This window comes from Roseomonas elaeocarpi (assembly GCF_042433915.1).
Lineage (GTDB): Bacteria > Pseudomonadota > Alphaproteobacteria > Acetobacterales > Acetobacteraceae > Roseomonas > Roseomonas elaeocarpi.
This window is the reverse complement of sequence record NZ_JBHLUN010000010.1, coordinates 114,293-132,108: the sequence shown is the minus strand read 5'-3', so window position 1 is coordinate 132,108 and position 17,816 is coordinate 114,293. Positions and strand designations below refer to the sequence as shown.

The following is a 17,816-nucleotide window of genomic DNA, read 5'->3' as shown; positions in this document are numbered from 1 at the left end:
CCTGCGCCCCGGTCCGTATCCCGTCAGGCCGCGGGCGGCGGCAGCACGATCTCGGCCAGCACCGGCAGGTGGTCCGAGGCTTCGCGGGCCGCGGCGTCGGTCCAGGACCGGCGCAGCAGCCCGCGCGGGCGGGCATAGATCCGGTCCAGCGAGAAGAGCGGCCGGGCCACCGGAAAGGTCCGCTGCCGCGTGCGGCCCGGCATGACGCTCAGCAGGGCGCCGTCCACCGCGCCGCGCCAGCTCCACTCGTTGAAGTCGCCCATCGCCAGCACCGGCAGGTCGGTGGCCTTGGCCAGCGCCGCGAGCTTCGTGGCCTGGAAGCGCCGTTCCCCGCCGCGCAGGCCGAAATGCGCGGCGATCACCCGCAAGGGGCCGCCGGGCGCCTGCACCGTGGCGGCGATGGCCGCGCGCGGCTCCCGCCCCGGGCAGGAGATGTCGTGCACCGCGGCGTCGGTGATCGGCCAGCGGCTGATCAGCATGTGGCCGTAGGCGCCGTCGGGTCCGGCGGTGCCGAGCGTCGGCGCCTCGACGGAATGACCGCCGAGCGCCTCGCAGAGCTGGCGGAAGGGCGCCTCGGCGGCGCGGCCGCGACCTTCGACCTCCTGCAGGGCCAGGATGTCGGGTGCGTGGCGCCGCGCCAGGGCGATGACGCGGTTGAGGTCGTAGCGCCCCGCCGGGCAGATGCCGGCATGGATGTTCCAGCTCATCACCCGCAAGGGGGCGTGCGCCCCCTCCGCCGCGGGCGGGGCGTGCGGCGCGCCCGCGTGGCGCAGGCGGGGCTCGCGCCGCCAGAAGCGGCGGCGGCGGGACGGCTCCGGCGCCTCCAGCCCATCGGGCATTCCGTCAGGCATTCCGTCGGGCAGGGGATCAGCCCTCATGCCGCAGGCGCTGCACCAGCTTCTGCAATCCCCAGGTGACGCCGGCCCAGGCGGCCAGCGCCGCCACCAGGATCACCACGTTGCCCACCGTCGGGTGCGCCAGGATCTGCCCCATCCGGTCGCCCACCGCCGACATCAGCACCACGCCGGGCAGGAGGCCCAGAAAGGTTCCCACCATGTAGTCGAGGAAGCGGATGCGCATCGCCCCCGCCACGAGGTTCACCAGCGAGAAGGGGGCGATCGGCATCAGCCGCACCACCGTCACCGCCAGGATGCCGTTTCGCGCGACGCTCTGGCTGATGCGGTTGATGCGCGGCCCCAGGAAGCGGCGCAGCAGCTCGGGGCCGAGCTTCAGCCCCATGCCGTACATGGCGGCCGCACTCAGCAGCGCCCCGCCGATGGCGTAAGCCAGGCCCGGCCAGGTGCCGAAGGCCGCGGCGGTGGCCACGATCAAGACGTTCACCGGGAAGGCCAGGAAGCCCAGCAGCAGGAACAGCCCCACCGCCGCCACCGGGCCGAAGCTGCCGCCGCCGTGGATCACCGCCTGGATGTTGCCGGGGCTGAGCATCCCGGCCAGCGGCGTGTAGCGCCACAGCACCGCGATCAGCGCCAGCGGCACCAGGATCAGCGCCGCCTTCAGCAACAGCGGCCAGGGCTTCGGGTTGGGGCTGCCGCTGCTGAAGTCGGCGAAGAACTCCTCCGCCCCGATCGGGCGGCGCGGATCGGCTGCCATTTCCAGCACCGGCACGCGCTCGCTGCGCTTGAGCTCGCCATCCTGGATCGGCCGCAGCGTATGGCTGCCCTGGTTCAGCGCGTCCAGCGTCGCGAAGAGCGTACCGGTGTCCGCCAGCACGGCATCCACCGCCTCCGGGGCCTGCCCCAGGTGCTCGCCCAGCAGGCGGCACAGGGTGCGGCGGACCGCGGCGCGGCCCACGTCGTCGGCCGGCTCCAGCAGGAGGTCGCACTCGGTGTCGGTGCCCATGGAGCGGTTGCAGATGTTGGAGGAGCCCACGCGCAGGAGACGGTCGTCGATCACCATGACCTTGGCGTGGACCATCACCTCGTGCTCGGTCTTGCGCCCGACCACGTGGGGGAAGAGCAGCCGCACCCGCCCATCCACCCGTGCCCGGCGGATGGCGCGCATGAAGCGGATGCGCCCGGCCAGCATGGTGCGGTGTTCGAGCCAGGTGTGATGCGTCCGCGGCGCCACCAGCAGCACCTGGAGATCCGGCCGTTCCTTCAGCCGGCGGATCAGCGCGCGGGCGATCGTGCCGCAGGTGAGGAACTGGTTCTCGGCGTAGATCCAGCGCTCCGCCGTGGCGATGGTGTCGAGGTAAAGGTCGCGGATCTCGCGCACCCCGCGCCGGCCCTCGAAGGTCGGGGCGGTGCGGGCGATCCCTAAGCGGACGTCGTGGAAATCCGCCGCGATCCCGGCGGGCCAGGGGTCGTGCTCGGCGGGCGGGGGCGGGGGCAGCGCCTCGCAGGCGCCCTGCTGCCAGCGTGCCCGCACCAGCTCGGACAGGGCCGAGGCGGCCTCGCCATCCACCATCATCTGGCAGTCGTGGAAGGGCGGGTAGGGCTCGCCCTTGGGATCGACGCGCAAGGGGTTGTCGGGGTCGTGCTCGGCGGTGTCCCAGCGGCGGATCGTCAGGTCCAGCCCGCCGGCAAAGGCCACCGCCCCGTCCACCACCACGATCTTCTGGTGGTGCGAGGCACCGAAGGGCACGGTGTCGTCGAGGCAGAGCTCGATCTGGTCGGGCGTGTTCCAGCGCAGCGCCAGGCTGGGCAGGACCTCCCGCTCCAGCGCGTAGAGCACCGAGTAGTCCCACAGCAGCAGCCGGATGCGCAGTTCCGGCCGGCGTTCCACCAGCGCGCTCAGGAAGGCGCCCAGCGTGGCCGGCAGCCCGTCGTCCACGGTGCCGGTCGGTCCCACCAGCGGGCAGCGGCTGTCGATGTCCCAGCCCACGATCTCGATCGTACGCCGGGCCTCGCGCAGGGTGCGGCGCAGGGCGTCGTAATAGACCGCGGCGTCCGGCAGCAACGTGGCGCGCCGTGCCTCGACCCGGCGCCAGCAATTGGCGCCCGGCACCAGCAGGCTGCCTTCGCGTCGCGCCGTGACAGGGGCGGGTGCCTGACGCCGGATCGAGCGGCCCGGCAGGAAGGCGCGCGCGCGCCGCGTCGGAAGAACTTCACCCAAAACCTGAACCGCCCCGAAAAACTCGCGTGAGTTGAAGCACCATAGGGTCGGAAGGGTGAAAAAGCTCTGCAACCCCTCGCGAGGCGCCCCGCCGCGGGCGGAGGATCGGCGGGCGGTGTACGGAAAACTCTTGAAACCGGGGCGGGGGCCGCATAGTTCCATCCGTGATTCGGGCCCCTCTGGCGGCTCCGCGCGGGTTCAGGCCCGCCGGCCGCGATGTCGGATCGTGACGCGCAACGGGGGCCCGGGCGCGACGCGACCGGCGTGACCGGTCCCGTCCAGGCTCCCTTTTCACGGGAGGGAGCCTTGGAGGCATCCATCTGGTTCTGGGTCGTGTTCAACGCGGCCGTGCTGCTGGTCCTGCTTTTCGACCTCGGGGTGTTTTCCCGAAAGAAGGGCGGCGAGCCCGAGGCCGTGCCGGTGCGCACGGCGCTGCTCAAGTCCGGCGTCTACCTGCTGCTGGCGCTGGGCTTCTTCGCCTGGCTGCGCATGACCTACGGCGCAACGCCGGAAGAGCGAGCGACCAAGAGCTTCGAGTTCCTCACCGGCTACCTGATCGAATGGTCGCTCTCGGTCGATAACATCTTCGTCTTCGTGCTGCTCTTCGCGAAGTTCGGCGTGCCGGCCGCCTCGCAGCATCGCGTGCTGTTCTGGGGCATCCTGGGCGCGCTGGTGATGCGCGCGTTGATGATCCTGGTGGGCACGGCGCTGGTGCGCGAGTTCGACTGGGTGATGGTGGTCTTCGCGCTGTTCCTGATCTGGTCGGGCTGGAAGATGCTGCGCTCCTCGCACGAGGCGGACGACGGCGCTTCGGGCGACGAGGGCGCGGTGATGCGCTGGATGCGCCGGCGCCTGCCGGTGACCGAGGGCTATCGCGGCAACCGCTTCGCGGTGCGTGAGGCGGGGCGCTTCCTGTTGACGCCGCTGGCCCTGGTGCTGGTGGCGGTGGAACTGACCGACCTGCTCTTCGCGCTCGACAGCATCCCGGCGATCTTCGCGGTCTCGACCGACCCGTTCATCGTCTACACCGCCAACGTCTTCGCGATCCTGGGCCTGCGCGCGATGTACTTCGCGCTGGCCGGGGTGATCCACCGCTTCCGCTACCTCAAGCACGGGCTGTCGATCGTGCTGATGATCGTGGGCGCCAAGATGCTGGCCAACTGGTACGCCGGCGGCAAGGCGGTGCCGGTCGAGGCGGCGCTGGCGGTCACCGCGGTGATCATCGCGGGCTCGGTCGCGCTGTCGCTGTGGAAGACCCGCGGCGAAGGCAAGGCGGTCGGGGGCGCCTGACGCCCCTCCGGCCGCGGCGGACCCTTCCGCCCCGGCCCTTGCAGCGTAGGACGCGGCCTTCCCGGGCGGGAGGGCCGCTTTCTGTTTTGCCGCGCGACGTCCCGCGTGGGAAAGGCGGCACCCTCCGCCGAAGCCGGCGACGCGGCCCGCATCCCGTGCGAGGCTCCCGCCATCGGGCTCGGGAAGCGGCCCTGGAGGAGGAGCGATGATGCAGACACCGGCCGGGCTGCTGACCTATCACGTGGGGTTGGGCCCCGTGGCCGCGCCGGACACTGGGGGCGGGCAGGACGCCCCCGGCAACGAGGTTGCGGGCGGCGAAGTCGCGGCGTCGCTGGCGCCCGGCGGCACGCTGCGGGTCGCGATCAACCTCGGCAACCCCGTCCTGGCGCAGCGCGACCCCGTGGGCGGCGAGCCGCGGGGCGTGTCGGTGGCACTGGCGCGCGAGGTCGGGCGCCGCCTCGGCCTGCCGCTGCGCATCACCACCTTCAACGGCGCCGGGGCGGTGACCGATGCGGGGCGGCGCGGGGAATGGGACATCGCCTTTCTCGCGATCGACCCGGTGCGGGCGGAGGGCATCACCTTCTCGCCACCCTACGTGGTGATCGAGGGCGTCTACGCCGTGGCCGAGGACTCGCCGCTGCGGAGCGTGGACGAGGTGGACCGCGCCGGCGTGCGCGTGTCGGTGGGCCGCGGCAGTGCCTATGACCTGTTCCTGACGCGGACGCTGCGGCAGGCGGAGATCCTGCGCGTCGGCACCTCGGCCGAGGCGCTGCAAGGCTTCGGCTCCGGCGCGCTGGAGGTGGTGGCGGGCGTCCGGCAGCCGGTCGCCGCCTACGTGAACAGCCATCCGGGACTACGGCTGATCCCCGGACGCTTCATGGTGATCGAGCAGGCGGTGGCGCTGCCACTGGGCCGCGACGTCGCGGCGCACTGGGTGCGAAACTTCGTCGAGGAGGCCAAGGCCTCCGGCTTCGTGGCCCGGGCGCTGCGCGACAGCGGCCAGGGCGACGCGGAGGTCGCGCCGCCGGCCTGAGCGCCGCGGCGGTCGCGACGGGCGGCGGGCACGGGTTTCGTCGGCACCGCCCGCCACGGCGACAGGTCGGCGCCTGCCGCGCCGCCGCTCACCTGGCGCAGCAGCCACGGTGTGGGCGTGTGATGGGGCGGATGAGCATTCTGAGTAATAAAATTGCGTCGTTCTGGCAGCTATGCGCAGAACGGCTTGTTCCGACCAGGCTGCGTGGCACATTCTTGCGTGCAAGAACCGGCAGCAATTTCTCAAGGCTTCCGGACGAGACCTGTTCGGGAGTTCAACGTCCATGTCCAGCACGCGCAGGGCCATCCTGGCCGGCGTCGCCGCCGCCTGCTTCGCCATTGCCACGCCCGTGATGGCACAGGCCGAGAGCACCCTGCGGATGGTGCTGCGCAACGACCTCGCGAATATCGACCCGGTGGCCTCCACCGCGACCTTCGCGCGCAACCATGGCTTCCTGGTCTACGACCAGCTCTACGCCCTCGACAGCAAGGGGCAGCCACGGCCGGAGATGGTGTCGACGCACGAGGTCTCGCCGGACGGGAAGACCCACCGCTTCACCTTGCGCGACGGCCTCCTCTTCTCGGACGGGCAGCCGGTGCGGGCGGCCGACGCGGTGGCCTCGATCCGCCGCTGGGCGCAGCGCGACGTGGTGGGCCGGGCGCTGGCCGCCGCCACCGACAAGCTGGAGGTGGTGGATGAGAAGACCTTCACGCTGACCCTCAAGCGCCCCTTCGCGCTGGTGGAGCAGGCGCTGGCCCGCCCCACCGCCAGCGCCCTGTTCGTGATGCCCGAGCGCATCGCGCAGACCCCCGCCACCACGCAGATCACCGACGCCACCGGCTCCGGCCCCTTTATCTTCGAGGCCGACAAGTGGCGCCCGGGTGACCGCGCGGTGTACCGGCGCAACCCGAACTACCACCCGCGCGACGAGGCGCCGGACGGCCTCGCCGGCGGCAAGGTCGCGGGGGTGGACCGGATCGAGTGGCTGTCGATGCCCGACCCCGCCACGGCGGCGGCGGCACTTCAGGCCGGGGAGATCGACTTCTGGGAACTGCCGCCGCCCGACCTGATCCCGCTGCTGGAGGCCGACAGCAACATCAAACTGGCGCCGATCGACCCGATCGGCTCGCAGGTCTGGGTGCGGATGAACCACACGCAGCCGCCCTTCAACGACCCGCGCGCCAGGCAGGCGCTGCTGCACGCAGTGGACCAGCGCGCGATCCTCGATGCCGCCGGCGTGCCCGCGGCCGACCGCGTGGATTACTGCGCGGCCTTCTTCTATTGCGGCACGCCGCTGGCGACGAATGCGGGGGCGGAAGGGCTGGAGAAGCCCGACTTCGACCGCGCGCGGCAGCTGCTGCGCGAGAGCGGCTATGACGGGCGCAAGGTGGTGTTCCTGGACAGCACCGACCTGGCCGTGAACCACGCCGCGACCACGGTGCTGACGGAGGCCTTCGGGAAGATCGGGCTGAACATGGACACGGTGGCCACCGACTTCGCCACCGTCACCGCCCGGCGCAACAAGCGTGAGCCGGTGGAGCAGGGGGGCTGGAACCTGTTCGTCACCGTGGGCAATGTCTTGGACGGCGGCGACCCGCTGGTGAGCCTGTACCTCGCCACTCCCTGCGAGGGCGGGCTGACGGGCTGGCCCTGCGACACCAAGCTCGAGGAGCTGCGCCGCGCCTGGTGGGAAGAAGGCGACGCGGCCAAGCGCCAGGGGCTGATCGAGGCGATCCAGCGTCGCGCCTACGAGGTGGTGCCCTATATCCCGGCCGGGCAGTTCCGCAGCCGCGCGGCCTTCCGGAGCAACGTCCAGGGCGTGCGGGCGACCACGGTGCCGGTGTTCTGGGGGGTGGGGAAGGACGGGTAAGTCCGACGACCCGGACGCACCCTATGGAGGGCGGGACCTCGGCTGCCCGCTAGCTGGCGGGTTGCAGCTGCTGCGCCCCCAGCATCGCGATCCCCACCGCCTCCGCCACCCGGATCCCATCCACCCCGGCCGACAGAATCCCCCCCGCGTAGCCCGCACCTTCCCCGGCCGGGAACAGCCCCACCGTGTTCAGGCTCTGAAAATCATCCCCGCGCGTGATCCGCAGCGGCGAGGAGGTCCGCGTCTCCACCCCCGTCATCACCGCGTCCGCCATGGCGAAGCCACGGATCTGCCGGTCGAATTGCGGCAGCGCCTCACGGATCGCGGCCACGGCGAAGTCCGGCAGGCAGGTGGCGAGGTCGGTGGGCGTCACGCCGGGCTTATAGCTGGGCACCACCTGGCCGAGTTCCGTGCTTGCCCGTCCCGCCAGGAAGTCGCCCACGCGCTGCGCCGGCGCGGCGTAGGTTCCGCCGCCGGCCACGAAGGCGCGCTCTTCCCAGTGGCGCTGGAATTCGATGCCGGCCAGCGGGCCGCCGGGGTAATCCTCGGGCGAGATGCTGACCACGATGCCCGCATTGGCGTTCCGCTCGGCGCGGGAATACTGGCTCATCCCGTTGGTCACCAGCCGCCCGGGTTCCGAGGCCGCGGCGACCACCGTGCCGCCGGGGCACATGCAGAAGGAATACACCGCCCGACCGTTGGTGGCGTGGTGCACCAGCTTGTAGTCCGCCGCGCCGAGCAACGGGTTGCCGGCATGCGGCCCCAGCCGGGCGCGATCGATCAACGATTGCGGATGCTCGATCCGGACGCCGATCGAGAAGGGCTTGGCCTCCAGGAAGACGCCATCGCGCTCCAGCGCCGCGAAGGTGTCGCGGGCGCTGTGGCCGATCGCCAGCACGACGTGATCGGCCGCGAGGTACTCGCCCTCGGCCAGGTGCAGCCCACGCATCCGCCGCGTGCCGTCGGCGCCGGTCTCGACGTCCAGCCCCTCGACCCGCGCGCCAAAGCGGTACTCGCCGCCCAGTTTCTCCACCGTGCGGCGCATGTGCTCCACCATGGAAACGAGGCGGAAGGTGCCGATATGCGGCTTCGACACGTAGAGGATTTCCTCCGGCGCGCCGGCCTTGACGAACTCCTCCATCACCTTGCGGCCGAGGTGCTGCGGGTCCTTGATGCCGCTCCACAGCTTGCCGTCCGAGAAGGTACCGGCCCCGCCCTCGCCAAACTGCACGTTGCTCTCGGGCGTCAGCACGGAGCGGCGCCACAGCGCCCAGGTGTCCTTGGTGCGCTCCCGCACCACCTTGCCGCGCTCCAGGATGATCGGGCGAAAGCCCATCTGCGCCAGGATCAGCCCGGCCGTCAGCCCGCACGGCCCCGCACCGATCACCACGGGGCGGTTGCGGAACCCCTCCGGCGCGCGGGCGACGTGGCGGTAGCCGGTGTCGGGTGCGGTTCCGAGGTTGCGGTCGCCCGGGTTGCGTCCGCGTACCGAGGCCTCGTCCCGCAGCTCCAGGTCCAGGGTGTAGACGAACTGGATCAGGTTCTTCTTGCGCGCGTCATAGCCGCGCCGCGCAATGGTGAAGTCCACCAGCTCCCCCTCACGCAGCCGCAGCCGCCGCAAGATGGCGGGGCGCAGCGCCTCGGGCGGGTGGTCGATCGGCAGTCGCAGCTCGGTCAGGCGCAGCATGGCGGGCGGGCAGGGTCCGGCGGAAAATCACGAGGATGGGATTGGTGGGCTAGATAGGCCGTCCGGGAACGGTTTGCAGCCTTTTCCGGTGGTTCCGGCCCGCGCGGGGAGGGGCTCTGGGCTGCGTGGCGGCGGGCGTGGAGCCGAGGGAGAGAAAGAATTCTCTCCCCCGGACCCCCTCTCATCTTTTTTCTGGGAGTGCTGCCGCGCGGTGGGTGGAGGCCGGTCGCGATACGGCGCCGCCGGTGCTGCTGAAATGAACAAGACTGCTGTTCAGCGCAGGCTGCGGCGTCCCTCGCTCCGGCTCGATGAGCCGGAGCGCACGGCGTCAGCCACGTTCCCGCGGCAGCGTCCCGGAAGAAGATGAGGGCGGAGGGGTCCGGGGAGGGGGAGAACACCTTCTCCCCCTCCCTGGCCACGGCACAACGCCCTCAGGCCGCAGCAACCCCCCGCACATCCCGCAGCACCTGCGCCACGGCGGCCACGGCCTGGTCCATCTCGGCATCCCCGTGCAGCGGCGTCGGCGTGAAGCGCAGGCGTTCGGTGCCGCGCGGCACGGTGGGGTAGTTGATCGGCGTGGCGTAGATCCCGTGCGCGTCGAAGAGGCGGCGGCTGACCTCGCGGCACAGCGCGGCCTCGCCCACCGGCACGGGCACGATGTGGCTGGTGGAGGGCAGGATGGCGACGCCGGCCTCGCGGAAGGCGGATTTCAGGCGGGCCGCGCGTTCCGCGTGGCGGGCGCGCAGGTCGTGCGCCCCGCGGACGTGGCGGACGGAGGCCAGCGCGGCCGCCGCGATGGCGGGCGGCATGGAGGTGGTGAAGATGAAGCCCGCCGCCGCCGAGCGCAGCCAGTCGATCACCGCGGCGTCGCCGGCGACGTAGCCGCCGTGGCAGCCGAAGGCCTTGCCCAGCGTGCCCTGCACGATGTCGATGCCGTCGAGAACGCCGTCACGCTCCGCCACCCCGGCGCCGTGCGGGCCGTACATGCCGACGGCGTGGACCTCGTCGAGGTAGGTCAGCGCCCCGTGGCGCTTTGCCACCGCGATGATCTCGGCGATCGGCGCGATGTCGCCGTCCATGGAATACACGGATTCGAAGGCCACCAGCTTGCTCACCGCCGGGTCGGCGGCGGAGAGCAGCGCGTCGAGGTGGGCGGCGTCGTTGTGGCGCCAGATCGCCTTGCGGGCGCCCTTCATGCCCACGATCATGCTGTTGTGGTTCTTCTCGTCGGAGAAGACCTGCCAGTTGCCGTCCATGCTGGCCAGGATCGTGCCCAGCGCGGCCTGGTTGGCGACGTAGCCGGAGGTGAAGACCAGCGCCGCCGGCTTCTGATGCAGCGCCGCCAGCTCCCGCTCCAGCGCGGTGTGAAAGGGCGTGTTGCCGGAAATGTTGCGCGTGCCGCCGGAGCCGACGCCGTGCTCCTCGATGGCCTCCTGCGCCGCGCGGGCCAGGATGTCGGAGCCGCCGAGGCCGAGATAGTCGTTGGACGACCACACCACGACCTCGCGCCCCTCGGGCGTGGTGTAGCGCGGGAAGCCGCGGCGCGACTTCACCAGCTCGGCGAAGGTGCGGTAGCGGCCCTCGGCCTTCATGCGGGCAAGGGCGTCTTGGCAGTAAGCCTGGAACGGGTGCATCGCGGCTCCTGTGCCATCCGGAGGAGGATCGGTCGGAACAGTCCGGCCAGGAAAGAGGCCGGGCGGGCAGCCCGGTGGGCGGGCGGCTTACTCCCGCCGGAGGATGCCGTCCACCAGTCGGTCGGCCCAGGGACGGGAGGTGAAGCTCCGCCGCAGGGCCGCCTCGTCGTAATCCTCGCGCACCCAGTCGAGGAAGGGCTTGCCGCGCCCCTCGGCGGCGTAGAGGCGGAAGAAGGCGTCGAGGATGCCGGTCTTGCTGGCGGCCACGTGCCCCCAGCGCAGCGAGAGCTGCGCTTGCGCCTCGGCCACCGGGCGCCCCTCGAGCAGCAGCCACAGCCCGGCGGCGAGGCCGGTGCGGTCGGCGCCGGACTTGCAGTGGATCAGCACCGGCTCCTCGATATGGGTGAAGAGCTCCGCCAGCCGCAGGATGCGGTCCTTGTGCGGCGCGCCGCGGCTCTCGAAGGGCGCGTCGTAGTGGTGCAGGCCGAGCGCCGCCGCCGCCTCGCGCGACAGGGCGTCGGAGCCGCAGCTCGCCCGGTGCCCGCGCAGGTTCACCACGCTCCGTAGCCCGAAGCGCGCGGCGGCCTGCCGCAGCTGCCAGGGCTGGGGATGGTTGGAGCGGTACAGCCGCCCCGGCGCCACCACGCCCCAGTTGCGCCAACCGGTGCGCAGCACGGCGTGGTCGCGCAGGAGGCTGTCGGCCCAGGTGGCGCGGCGCCCGGCGGGGCTGGTGGTGTCGCGGGAAAGCACGGTGTCAGGCACGGCGGCGGATATGGCCGGGCGGGTGCTGCGGGGCAAGCGGGCAGGGCGCCGCGGGTGTCCGGCCCCGGCATCCCGTTCAGCAGGGCAGGTGCCCGGGACGATGAGGTTCCATACCGGATGCTGCCAGGCCGGGACCTTCCGCGCCCGACTCTTCCAGCCCGCCTTTCTGGGCTGGGCTGGGCTGGGCTGGGCTGGGCTGTCTCTGGCGGAGGGTTCTCAGCCCGCAGTTTTGCCGGCCGGGCTTCTCCCGCCCGACCCCGCGTCACGCCGCTTCCAGCGACGCGCCCCCGCATTCCCGCAGCAGCGTTCGCAGGTTGCGGATGACCGGGAACACCTCCTGGTTCCAGTCCGTCCCTTGCGCGTCATGCGCCGCCTGCTCCAGCTCCACGATCTCGCGGTCTTCCTTGAAGATGCGCTCGGTGAAGACGATCAGGATCGGCCAGCCCGCTTCCAGCAGCCCGGGGATCTTCGGGCGCTTGATCGAGAGCAGGCCGAAGGTGCGGTTGCGCCGCTGCTCCGCATCGACGGGCACGTAGGAGATCCAGAGGTCCATGACCGGAGCCTCATCCCCGGTCGCGATCCGCAGCGTCTGGTACGGGTATTCCGTCCGGATCGTCATCAGGTCCTTGTGCGCGGTGGGTGCGTTGGTTCCGGCGGAACGGCGCTCGCCGAAGATCGCGGCCTCGCCCCAGGGCTGCTTGCCGCTGGCGCGCGAGAAGGTGTAGCGCGCCTCGACGAAATCCTCGCCCTTGGCGCCGCCCATGTAGCGCGGAACCATGTTGCCCATCTGCTTGCGGTGCAGGAACTGATGGTTCATGTCCATCAGGTTCTCGTGCATGAAGCTGTAGTGGCAGCCGACCTCGCGCCCGAAGCGCCGCGTCTTGTAGGCTGCGTTGGCGACGGAGCCGAGTGCCGGCAGCGGCACGACCTCCGCCAGGGCGGGATCGCCGGGAAACACCAGGATCAGCCCTTCCAACTCGCGGCAGGGATAGGCGCGAACGCCATTGGGCAGCTTGCCCTTGCCGAGGTAGGGCACGTCCGTGCACTGGCCAGCCTGATTATAGGCCCAGCCGTGATAACCGCAGCGGATGGCGCAGCCCTCCACCAACCCCTTGCTCAGCGGCACCTGGCGGTGGGCGCAGCGGTCCTCCAGCGCGAAGACGGGCCCTTCCTTGGGCCGCACCAGCACGATCGGATCGCCCGCGAACTTTACGGCCAACGACTTGCCGGGCTTCAGCTCGGTGGACCAGGCCAGCGGGTACCAGTGGTCGCGGTTCACGCCGACGCGGCGCAGGTCCCGTTCCGGGTCACGCCCGGTCTGCACGTTCCTGGAGGCCGATACGAGTTGATCCATGTACCCTTAACCCCCGCGGCTGCGGGGCGCGGGGTATTTCCGCACTTCGCCGTCAGACCGGCAGGCAGACTGGCACGGATCGGGCGGCGGGCGTGAGGCCCGATTGCTCCGGGTTGCCGGAAAGCAACCGACGGCCCGGCGCGCCGCGGCCGAGGCGTGCGATCCACCGGAGGCCGGAGGTGGCGGCGTCCTGTTGCGCGGCGCCGGCCACCCGGCCGACGGGCGCTTCGGTAACTCGCCGTCAGCCGCGCCACGGGATAGGCTTCGGCGCGATGGCCGACTTCCCCGTTGATCTTCCCGCCGCGTCCAGGCGCGTGCTCGACTGGCTCCCGCCGCTGGGGGAGTGGCGGGAGCTCTGGTTCACGCACAGCACCTCGGCGGGTCCCGTGCCGGACGAGCCGATCCTGGCCGAGCTCGAAGCCGCCGTCGCCCGCGGCTGGGCGGAAGGCGGCGAGATGGTCTTCGGCTTCAACGACAACAACCAGGCGGACGGCGCCCGGACGATGCGGGCCTACTGCACGACGCCGGCCGGGTATCGCATGAAGGTGGTGTCGGCACTGGCGCGCGGGTCCGAGGTCTCGTTTTCCGACGAGGCCTAGTGCTGGCCAGCGTCCTGCTGAGGGATCCGCCGGCCGTGGGGATGCACAGCCTAAAGGAGCTGCTCGGCTCCTTCGTAACGGCCCGGATGGCCGACCCATCGTCTGATCGGCACTTCGGCACCCTGCTCAAGAGCAGGCTTACGGGTCAAAGTCAGCTCCGGATGTCGGGGGCTGGGTGAAAACCATGGTTTCCACGCTCAGCCCCTTTGTCGTGGCGACGCTGTTGGCACTTTGGTTCTGCGCCGGGTTCCTGGCAGCCAGGGCACGCGGCCGCCCGGCACTGGCCATGGCCATCGGCGTTGCGGTGCTGCCGCCGCTCCTGCTGATGCTGCTTTTCTCAAGGAAGCACCCGCCCGACAGGGAGAAGCAGGACAGGTTGCTGGAGTGGGCCGGTGGCGTGACCGTGGCCGCGGTTCTGGTGATGCTTCTGGTCGACGGCTGGAACTACCTTGATGCCATCAGCCCGCATTTTCCCCGCTGCGACGCGGCGCCGGTGAGAGCAGCCGTTGTCACGGCCTTCAACAGCACCGTCGGCTCCGGAACCTCCGAGGAAATTGTTCAGCTGGCGACACCGGGCCAGCTTCGTGCAACGAAGGTTCGACGCTGGTGCACCGCCGTGGCCACGCTGCGCAGCGGTCGTGAAATCCGGCTCAGCATCGAAGTGTGGGAAGAAAACAATCGCTACCTGGTCGGCGTGAAGCGCAGCTGACGACGGTACAGCTCGCCGGAGATAAGGGGCTCGTTTCCGCGATACCGCATCCGCGCGCTCTCAGCCCTCCGCCTGCACCCCGCCCAACTCCCGCACCGCCGCCTCGCAGCACCCCGCCACCTCCGCCAGCCCGGCCCGCCCCGGCGCCACCGCGTCGAAGTGCAGCGGCGTGCCGATCCGCAGGTGCAGCGGCCCGGGGCGCGGCAGGCGGCGCGACGCCGGCCAGGCCTCGAAGGCGCCGTCGAGGAAGCAGGGCACCACCGGCACCGGCTGCCCGGCGATCAGCGCGCCCACGCCCGGCTGGAAGCGTCCCATGGCACCGGTGCGGGAGCGCGTGCCCTCGGGAAACAGGATCAGCACCGCGCCGTCCTCGTGCAGCCGGGCGCGCAGGGCCTCGATGTCGCGCGCCGTGGTGCGCTTGCGCCAGACCGGCAGGGCGTTGATCGCGAAGGCGGCAAAGGTCGCCAGGGGGAGCGAGGTGAAGAAGGTGTCGCCCGCCGCCAGTGCGAAGGCGCGGCGGCCCAGGGCGCGCGGCAGGGCGGCCGCGATCGTCAGCGCGTCGAGGTGGCTCGAGTGGTTGGCCACGATCACGAAGGGCGCGGCGGGAAGGTTCTCCAGCCCCTCGACGCGCAGGCGGTGGGCGGCACGCAGGTAAAGGCGCACGATCCCCCGCCAACTGCCGGCCACCGCGAGGCTGGTCAGGCCGGGTTCCCGCCCCTGGCTCATCACCCGCTCAGCGGGTCGCATCCCGTGGTCGCGGGCGGGGCGGAACTGCCAGTTCCTCACCCGGGAAGTGCCGGGGTTGGCTGGCCGAGGCTGAGGCCCGCGAAGTAGTTGACGTAGTGGAAGCTCGCCGGTGCCACCAGCAGCAGCGAGTTGAAGCGGTCGAGCAGGCCCCCGTGCCCCGGGATCACCGCGCCCATGTCCTTGATGCCGAGGTCGCGCTTGATGCTCGACAGCATCAGGTCGCCGAACTGTCCTCCGAGGCTGACGATGGCGCCCAGGCCCAGCAGCAGGTGCCAGTGCCCCAGCGCCGTGCCGCGAAAGATCGGCCAGGCGATCAGCGCCACCAGCACCGAGGTGCAGACCAACGCCCCCAGCGCGCCGGAGACCGTCTTGTTGGGGCTGGTGGCCGGCAGCAGCTTGCGACCGCCGATCAGCTTGCCGCAGGTGAAGGCGAAGACGTCGTTGATCGCCACGGTGGTAAGCAGCATCAGCACCAGGGGCCGGTAGTTCGGGTCGTTCGCCATGTAGCCCAGGTGCGACAGCGCCACGCCAAACAGCATGAAGGCGAAGACCGCGAGACCCGTGCGCTGGATGTAGCCCTCGGGCCGGTCGAGCGGGATGGTGACCACCGCCAGGAGACCCACCACCAGCGGGATCAGCGCCATGAACAGCGCGTACCAACCGTCCAGCGCCGCGGCGTTCACCGCCAGGATGCCCAGCGCCACGGTGGCGGCGGTGGTGACCTCACGGAACAATCCGGTGGCGCGGTCGTACTCGCGCAGGCAGAGCAGGCCCAGCACGGTGACCGCCAGGATGGTGGCGACGCGGCCGATCAGCACCGGCCCCAGCATCAGCGGCAGCAGCACCGCCCAGGAGCCGGTGCGCAGCCACAGTTCGCGCCGCAGCGCGGGCGAGATGCGCCCGGTGGCCGACAGCGCGGCGATGGCGGCTGAGGCCAGCACGAGCACCAGCAGCGCCGCGACCACGATGCCCCGCGTGACGGGGTGGGCGAAGGCTTCCGTCACGCGCGCAGCGCCTTGGCCACATGTCCCAGCCGGCGCGCGGCGGTCACCAGCGACAGCAGCGTGATGATCCACAGCGCCGCGGCGGGCCAGCCGGCGGTCCAGGCGGCGGGCAGCACGGCGCAGGCCACGGCCAGGGCGGTCACCAGCGCCATGCGCTGCTGCTTGGCCATGGGGCCGGAAAAGTCGCTCCGCGTGCCCACGCCGCGCCCGACGGCGCGGATATAGGCGGTGGCCATCGCCGCCAGCGCCGCCGCCAGCCCCAGCGCCGGCGAGCCCGCCGCCCAGCCCAGGCCGAACAGCACCGCGGTGTCGGACACCCGGTCGGGAACCTCGTTGAACAGCTCCCCCGTGGGCGAGGCCACGCCGCGGCCGATCGCCACCATGCCATCCAGGAGGTTGGCCATCAGCCGCCCCTGGACCAGCAGGGCGCCGAGCAGCCAGAGCGGGCGAGCTGCCTCGGGCATCTCGCGCGTCAGGGCCAGCGCCAGGCCCGCGAGCGCCGCCGACACCATGCCCAGGATCGAGATCGCGTCGGGCGAGGCCCGGCGGCGGATCAGCCAGTCCGCCGTGTCCACCACGGGGCGCAGGCCACGGGCGGCGATGGGGCGGCGGTCGGGGGAGTCGCTCATGTCGGGGCGGAGCGTAGTTGAGGAAGCGCAACGGCGCCATGGCGGCCCCGGAAACGAGACCCGGTGCTCGGTGCGGCGAAGAACACGCGGGGCCGGGACGGATTGCGGAGGCAACACCCCCGCCGCCCCGGCGTTAACCCTTCCCGCAACCAGAACACGAGGACGCCATGGCCAACGCGCATCTTCCGCCGGTCCCCCCGGCCAACCAGAACCCGCACGGCGGCGCCAACGCGGGGCAGGGTGGGGTCTCGCCCCAGGAAGCCAAGGCAAACCCGACGCAGCGCGACACCACGCAGCAGGGCCAGCAGGGCAACACCAAGCAGAACACCACCCACCAGGGCTACCAGCAGGACCGCTGAGCATGAGCACCAGCAAGAAGATCGAAGAGGCCGACCGTTCGGGCGGCGGCCCGGGCAGCAGCCACCAGGGCGGCAACCACGGCCATGCCAACCGGCACGGGGATGGGCCGCATGCCGGCGAGGCAACCAACACCTCGCGCAGCCAGGTGTCCGGCGGCGGCGGCGAGGCCGACCGGCATCACAGCGCCGATCCCAAGCGGAAGTAGCGGCGCGGGGAAGGGCGCTCGCGCCCGCCCCATCCCCGCTCAGGCCGAGGCGGGTACCCTGCGCGGGACCCGCGCGGCCCGGGCGATGGGCTTTTCCGCGGACGGGGCCGCCACCGTCGCGGCGGACAGGTAGGACAGCACGACCTCCACGATGTGCTCTCCCCATTCCTGCAGCTGGTCCTTCGCCAGCAGGTCGCGGCCGAAGATCGTGGACAAGGTGTAGCGGTTACTGAGGTAGAAGGCCCCCAGCGAGGCGATGCTGACGTAGACCCGCACCGGGTCGGCATCGGCGCGGAAGCAGCCGGCCTCGGTGCCGCGCCGCAGGGTTTCCGACAGCCGCGTCATCAGCGGCGAGTGCATCGCCCGGATGCGCGAGGACCGGCGCAGGAAGCGCGCGCGGTGGAGGTTCTCGGTGCTCAGCAGGCTGAGGAACTCCGGGTGCGCGATGAAGTAGCGCCAGGTGAACAGCGCCAGTTCCCGCATCGCGCCCACCGGGTCGCGCTCGCTCAGCTTCAGTTCCTCCTCGGCCGCGCGGATATCGGCGTAGGTGCTTTCCAGCACCGCAAGGTAGAGCCCCTCCTTGTTGCCGAAGTAGTGGTAGAGCATCCGCTTGTTGACGCTCGTGCGGGCGGCGATCGCCTCGATGCGCGCGCCGCTGAAGCCCTTCTCGGTGAACTCCCGACGTGCCGCCACCAGGATCGCGGCGCTGGTGCGCTCCGGATCGCGATGCCGCACCACGCGGGGCACGGCTGCCGGCTCCTCACCGGGCGCGGGTCCAGGGGCATGGGCGTCGGTCACGATCTCGATCCTCCGCGACGCTGCAATATCACGGCGCTTGACAGCCATCCTAGCGGCTCC

At 71.5% G+C, this 17,816-nt stretch carries 17 protein-coding genes; 7 read left to right on the top strand and 10 right to left on the bottom strand.

Annotation, left to right across the window (positions count from 1 at the left end; genetic code table 11):
• Positions 1-23: 23 nt before the first annotated feature.
• Both ACFFGY_RS15305 and ACFFGY_RS15300 read right to left on the bottom strand, forming a co-directional pair.
• Positions 24-839, bottom strand: coding sequence for an endonuclease/exonuclease/phosphatase family protein (locus tag ACFFGY_RS15305; RefSeq protein WP_377045371.1), 816 nt, complete (start codon positions 837-839; stop codon positions 24-26).
• 28 nt (positions 840-867) lie between these two features.
• Positions 868-3,075, bottom strand: coding sequence for a VTT domain-containing protein (locus ACFFGY_RS15300; RefSeq protein WP_377045370.1), 2,208 nt, complete (start codon positions 3,073-3,075; stop codon positions 868-870).
• Between the two features lie 306 nt (positions 3,076-3,381).
• Between ACFFGY_RS15300 and ACFFGY_RS15295 the strand changes: the two genes are divergently transcribed.
• The 3 genes from ACFFGY_RS15295 (at position 3,382) to ACFFGY_RS15285 (ending at position 7,268) form a co-directional block, all read left to right on the top strand.
• The gene (locus tag ACFFGY_RS15295; protein WP_377045369.1) at positions 3,382-4,365 is read left to right on the top strand and encodes a TerC family protein; all 984 of its coding nucleotides are present in this window, start codon (positions 3,382-3,384) and stop codon (positions 4,363-4,365) included.
• Positions 4,366-4,570: 205 nt separating this feature from the next.
• On the top strand, positions 4,571-5,398 hold the full coding sequence (locus ACFFGY_RS15290; protein ID WP_377045368.1) for an ABC transporter substrate-binding protein: 828 nt from the start codon (positions 4,571-4,573) through the stop codon (positions 5,396-5,398).
• Between the two features lie 283 nt (positions 5,399-5,681).
• Positions 5,682-7,268: an ABC transporter substrate-binding protein gene (locus ACFFGY_RS15285; protein WP_377045367.1), complete on the top strand. Its 1,587-nt coding sequence runs from the start codon at positions 5,682-5,684 to the stop codon at positions 7,266-7,268.
• Positions 7,269-7,317: 49 nt separating this feature from the next.
• On the opposite strand, the gene ACFFGY_RS15280 is transcribed toward ACFFGY_RS15285, so the two are convergent.
• The 4 genes from ACFFGY_RS15280 to ACFFGY_RS15265 form a co-directional block, all read right to left on the bottom strand.
• Entirely contained in the window at positions 7,318-8,955 is a 1,638-nt protein-coding gene (locus ACFFGY_RS15280) for an NAD(P)/FAD-dependent oxidoreductase (protein ID WP_377045366.1), read from the bottom strand.
• A 431-nt stretch (positions 8,956-9,386) separates the two neighbouring features.
• Entirely contained in the window at positions 9,387-10,589 is a 1,203-nt protein-coding gene (hemA, locus tag ACFFGY_RS15275; protein ID WP_377045365.1) for a 5-aminolevulinate synthase, read from the bottom strand.
• Between the two features lie 87 nt (positions 10,590-10,676).
• On the bottom strand, positions 10,677-11,339 hold the full coding sequence (locus tag ACFFGY_RS15270; RefSeq protein ID WP_377045558.1) for a tyrosine-protein phosphatase: 663 nt from the start codon (positions 11,337-11,339) through the stop codon (positions 10,677-10,679).
• Between the two features lie 274 nt (positions 11,340-11,613).
• The gene (locus ACFFGY_RS15265) at positions 11,614-12,705 is read right to left on the bottom strand and encodes a Rieske 2Fe-2S domain-containing protein (RefSeq protein ID WP_377045364.1); all 1,092 of its coding nucleotides are present in this window, start codon (positions 12,703-12,705) and stop codon (positions 11,614-11,616) included.
• Positions 12,706-12,977: 272 nt separating this feature from the next.
• Here ACFFGY_RS15265 and ACFFGY_RS15260 point away from each other — a divergent pair, with 272 nt between their 5' ends.
• Positions 12,978-13,304 (top strand): hypothetical protein, encoded by a 327-nt coding sequence (locus ACFFGY_RS15260; protein ID WP_377045363.1) that lies wholly within the window; start codon positions 12,978-12,980, stop codon positions 13,302-13,304.
• 184 nt (positions 13,305-13,488) lie between these two features.
• On the top strand, positions 13,489-14,013 hold the full coding sequence (locus ACFFGY_RS15255; protein WP_377045362.1) for a hypothetical protein: 525 nt from the start codon (positions 13,489-13,491) through the stop codon (positions 14,011-14,013).
• 60 nt (positions 14,014-14,073) lie between these two features.
• Here the strand turns inward: ACFFGY_RS15255 and ACFFGY_RS15250 are convergent, their stop codons facing one another.
• The 3 genes from ACFFGY_RS15250 to ACFFGY_RS15240 are packed head-to-tail and all read right to left on the bottom strand — an operon-like array spanning position 14,074 to position 16,393.
• Positions 14,074-14,739: a lysophospholipid acyltransferase family protein gene (locus tag ACFFGY_RS15250; RefSeq protein WP_377045361.1), complete on the bottom strand. Its 666-nt coding sequence runs from the start codon at positions 14,737-14,739 to the stop codon at positions 14,074-14,076.
• A 56-nt stretch (positions 14,740-14,795) separates the two neighbouring features.
• Positions 14,796-15,764: a phosphatidate cytidylyltransferase gene (locus ACFFGY_RS15245; protein ID WP_377045360.1), complete on the bottom strand. Its 969-nt coding sequence runs from the start codon at positions 15,762-15,764 to the stop codon at positions 14,796-14,798.
• Positions 15,761-16,393, bottom strand: a complete 633-nt coding sequence (locus ACFFGY_RS15240; RefSeq protein ID WP_377045359.1) for a CDP-alcohol phosphatidyltransferase family protein — start codon at positions 16,391-16,393, stop codon at positions 15,761-15,763. Before ACFFGY_RS15240 ends, ACFFGY_RS15245 begins: the two co-directional genes overlap by 4 nt.
• Before the next feature lie 167 nt (positions 16,394-16,560).
• On the opposite strand from ACFFGY_RS15240, the gene ACFFGY_RS15235 reads away from it, so the two are divergent.
• The gene (locus ACFFGY_RS15235; RefSeq protein WP_377045358.1) at positions 16,561-16,752 is read left to right on the top strand and encodes a hypothetical protein; all 192 of its coding nucleotides are present in this window, start codon (positions 16,561-16,563) and stop codon (positions 16,750-16,752) included.
• 2 nt (positions 16,753-16,754) lie between these two features.
• Positions 16,755-16,958 carry a hypothetical protein gene (locus ACFFGY_RS15230; protein WP_377045357.1) on the top strand — a complete coding sequence of 68 codons (204 nt, stop codon included), beginning with the start codon at positions 16,755-16,757 and terminating at the stop codon, positions 16,956-16,958.
• A gap of 39 nt (positions 16,959-16,997) precedes the next feature.
• Here ACFFGY_RS15230 and ACFFGY_RS15225 read toward each other — a convergent pair whose 3' ends face one another.
• Positions 16,998-17,756 carry a TetR/AcrR family transcriptional regulator gene (locus tag ACFFGY_RS15225; protein WP_377045356.1) on the bottom strand — a complete coding sequence of 253 codons (759 nt, stop codon included), beginning with the start codon at positions 17,754-17,756 and terminating at the stop codon, positions 16,998-17,000.
• Positions 17,757-17,816: the final 60 nt, after the last annotated feature.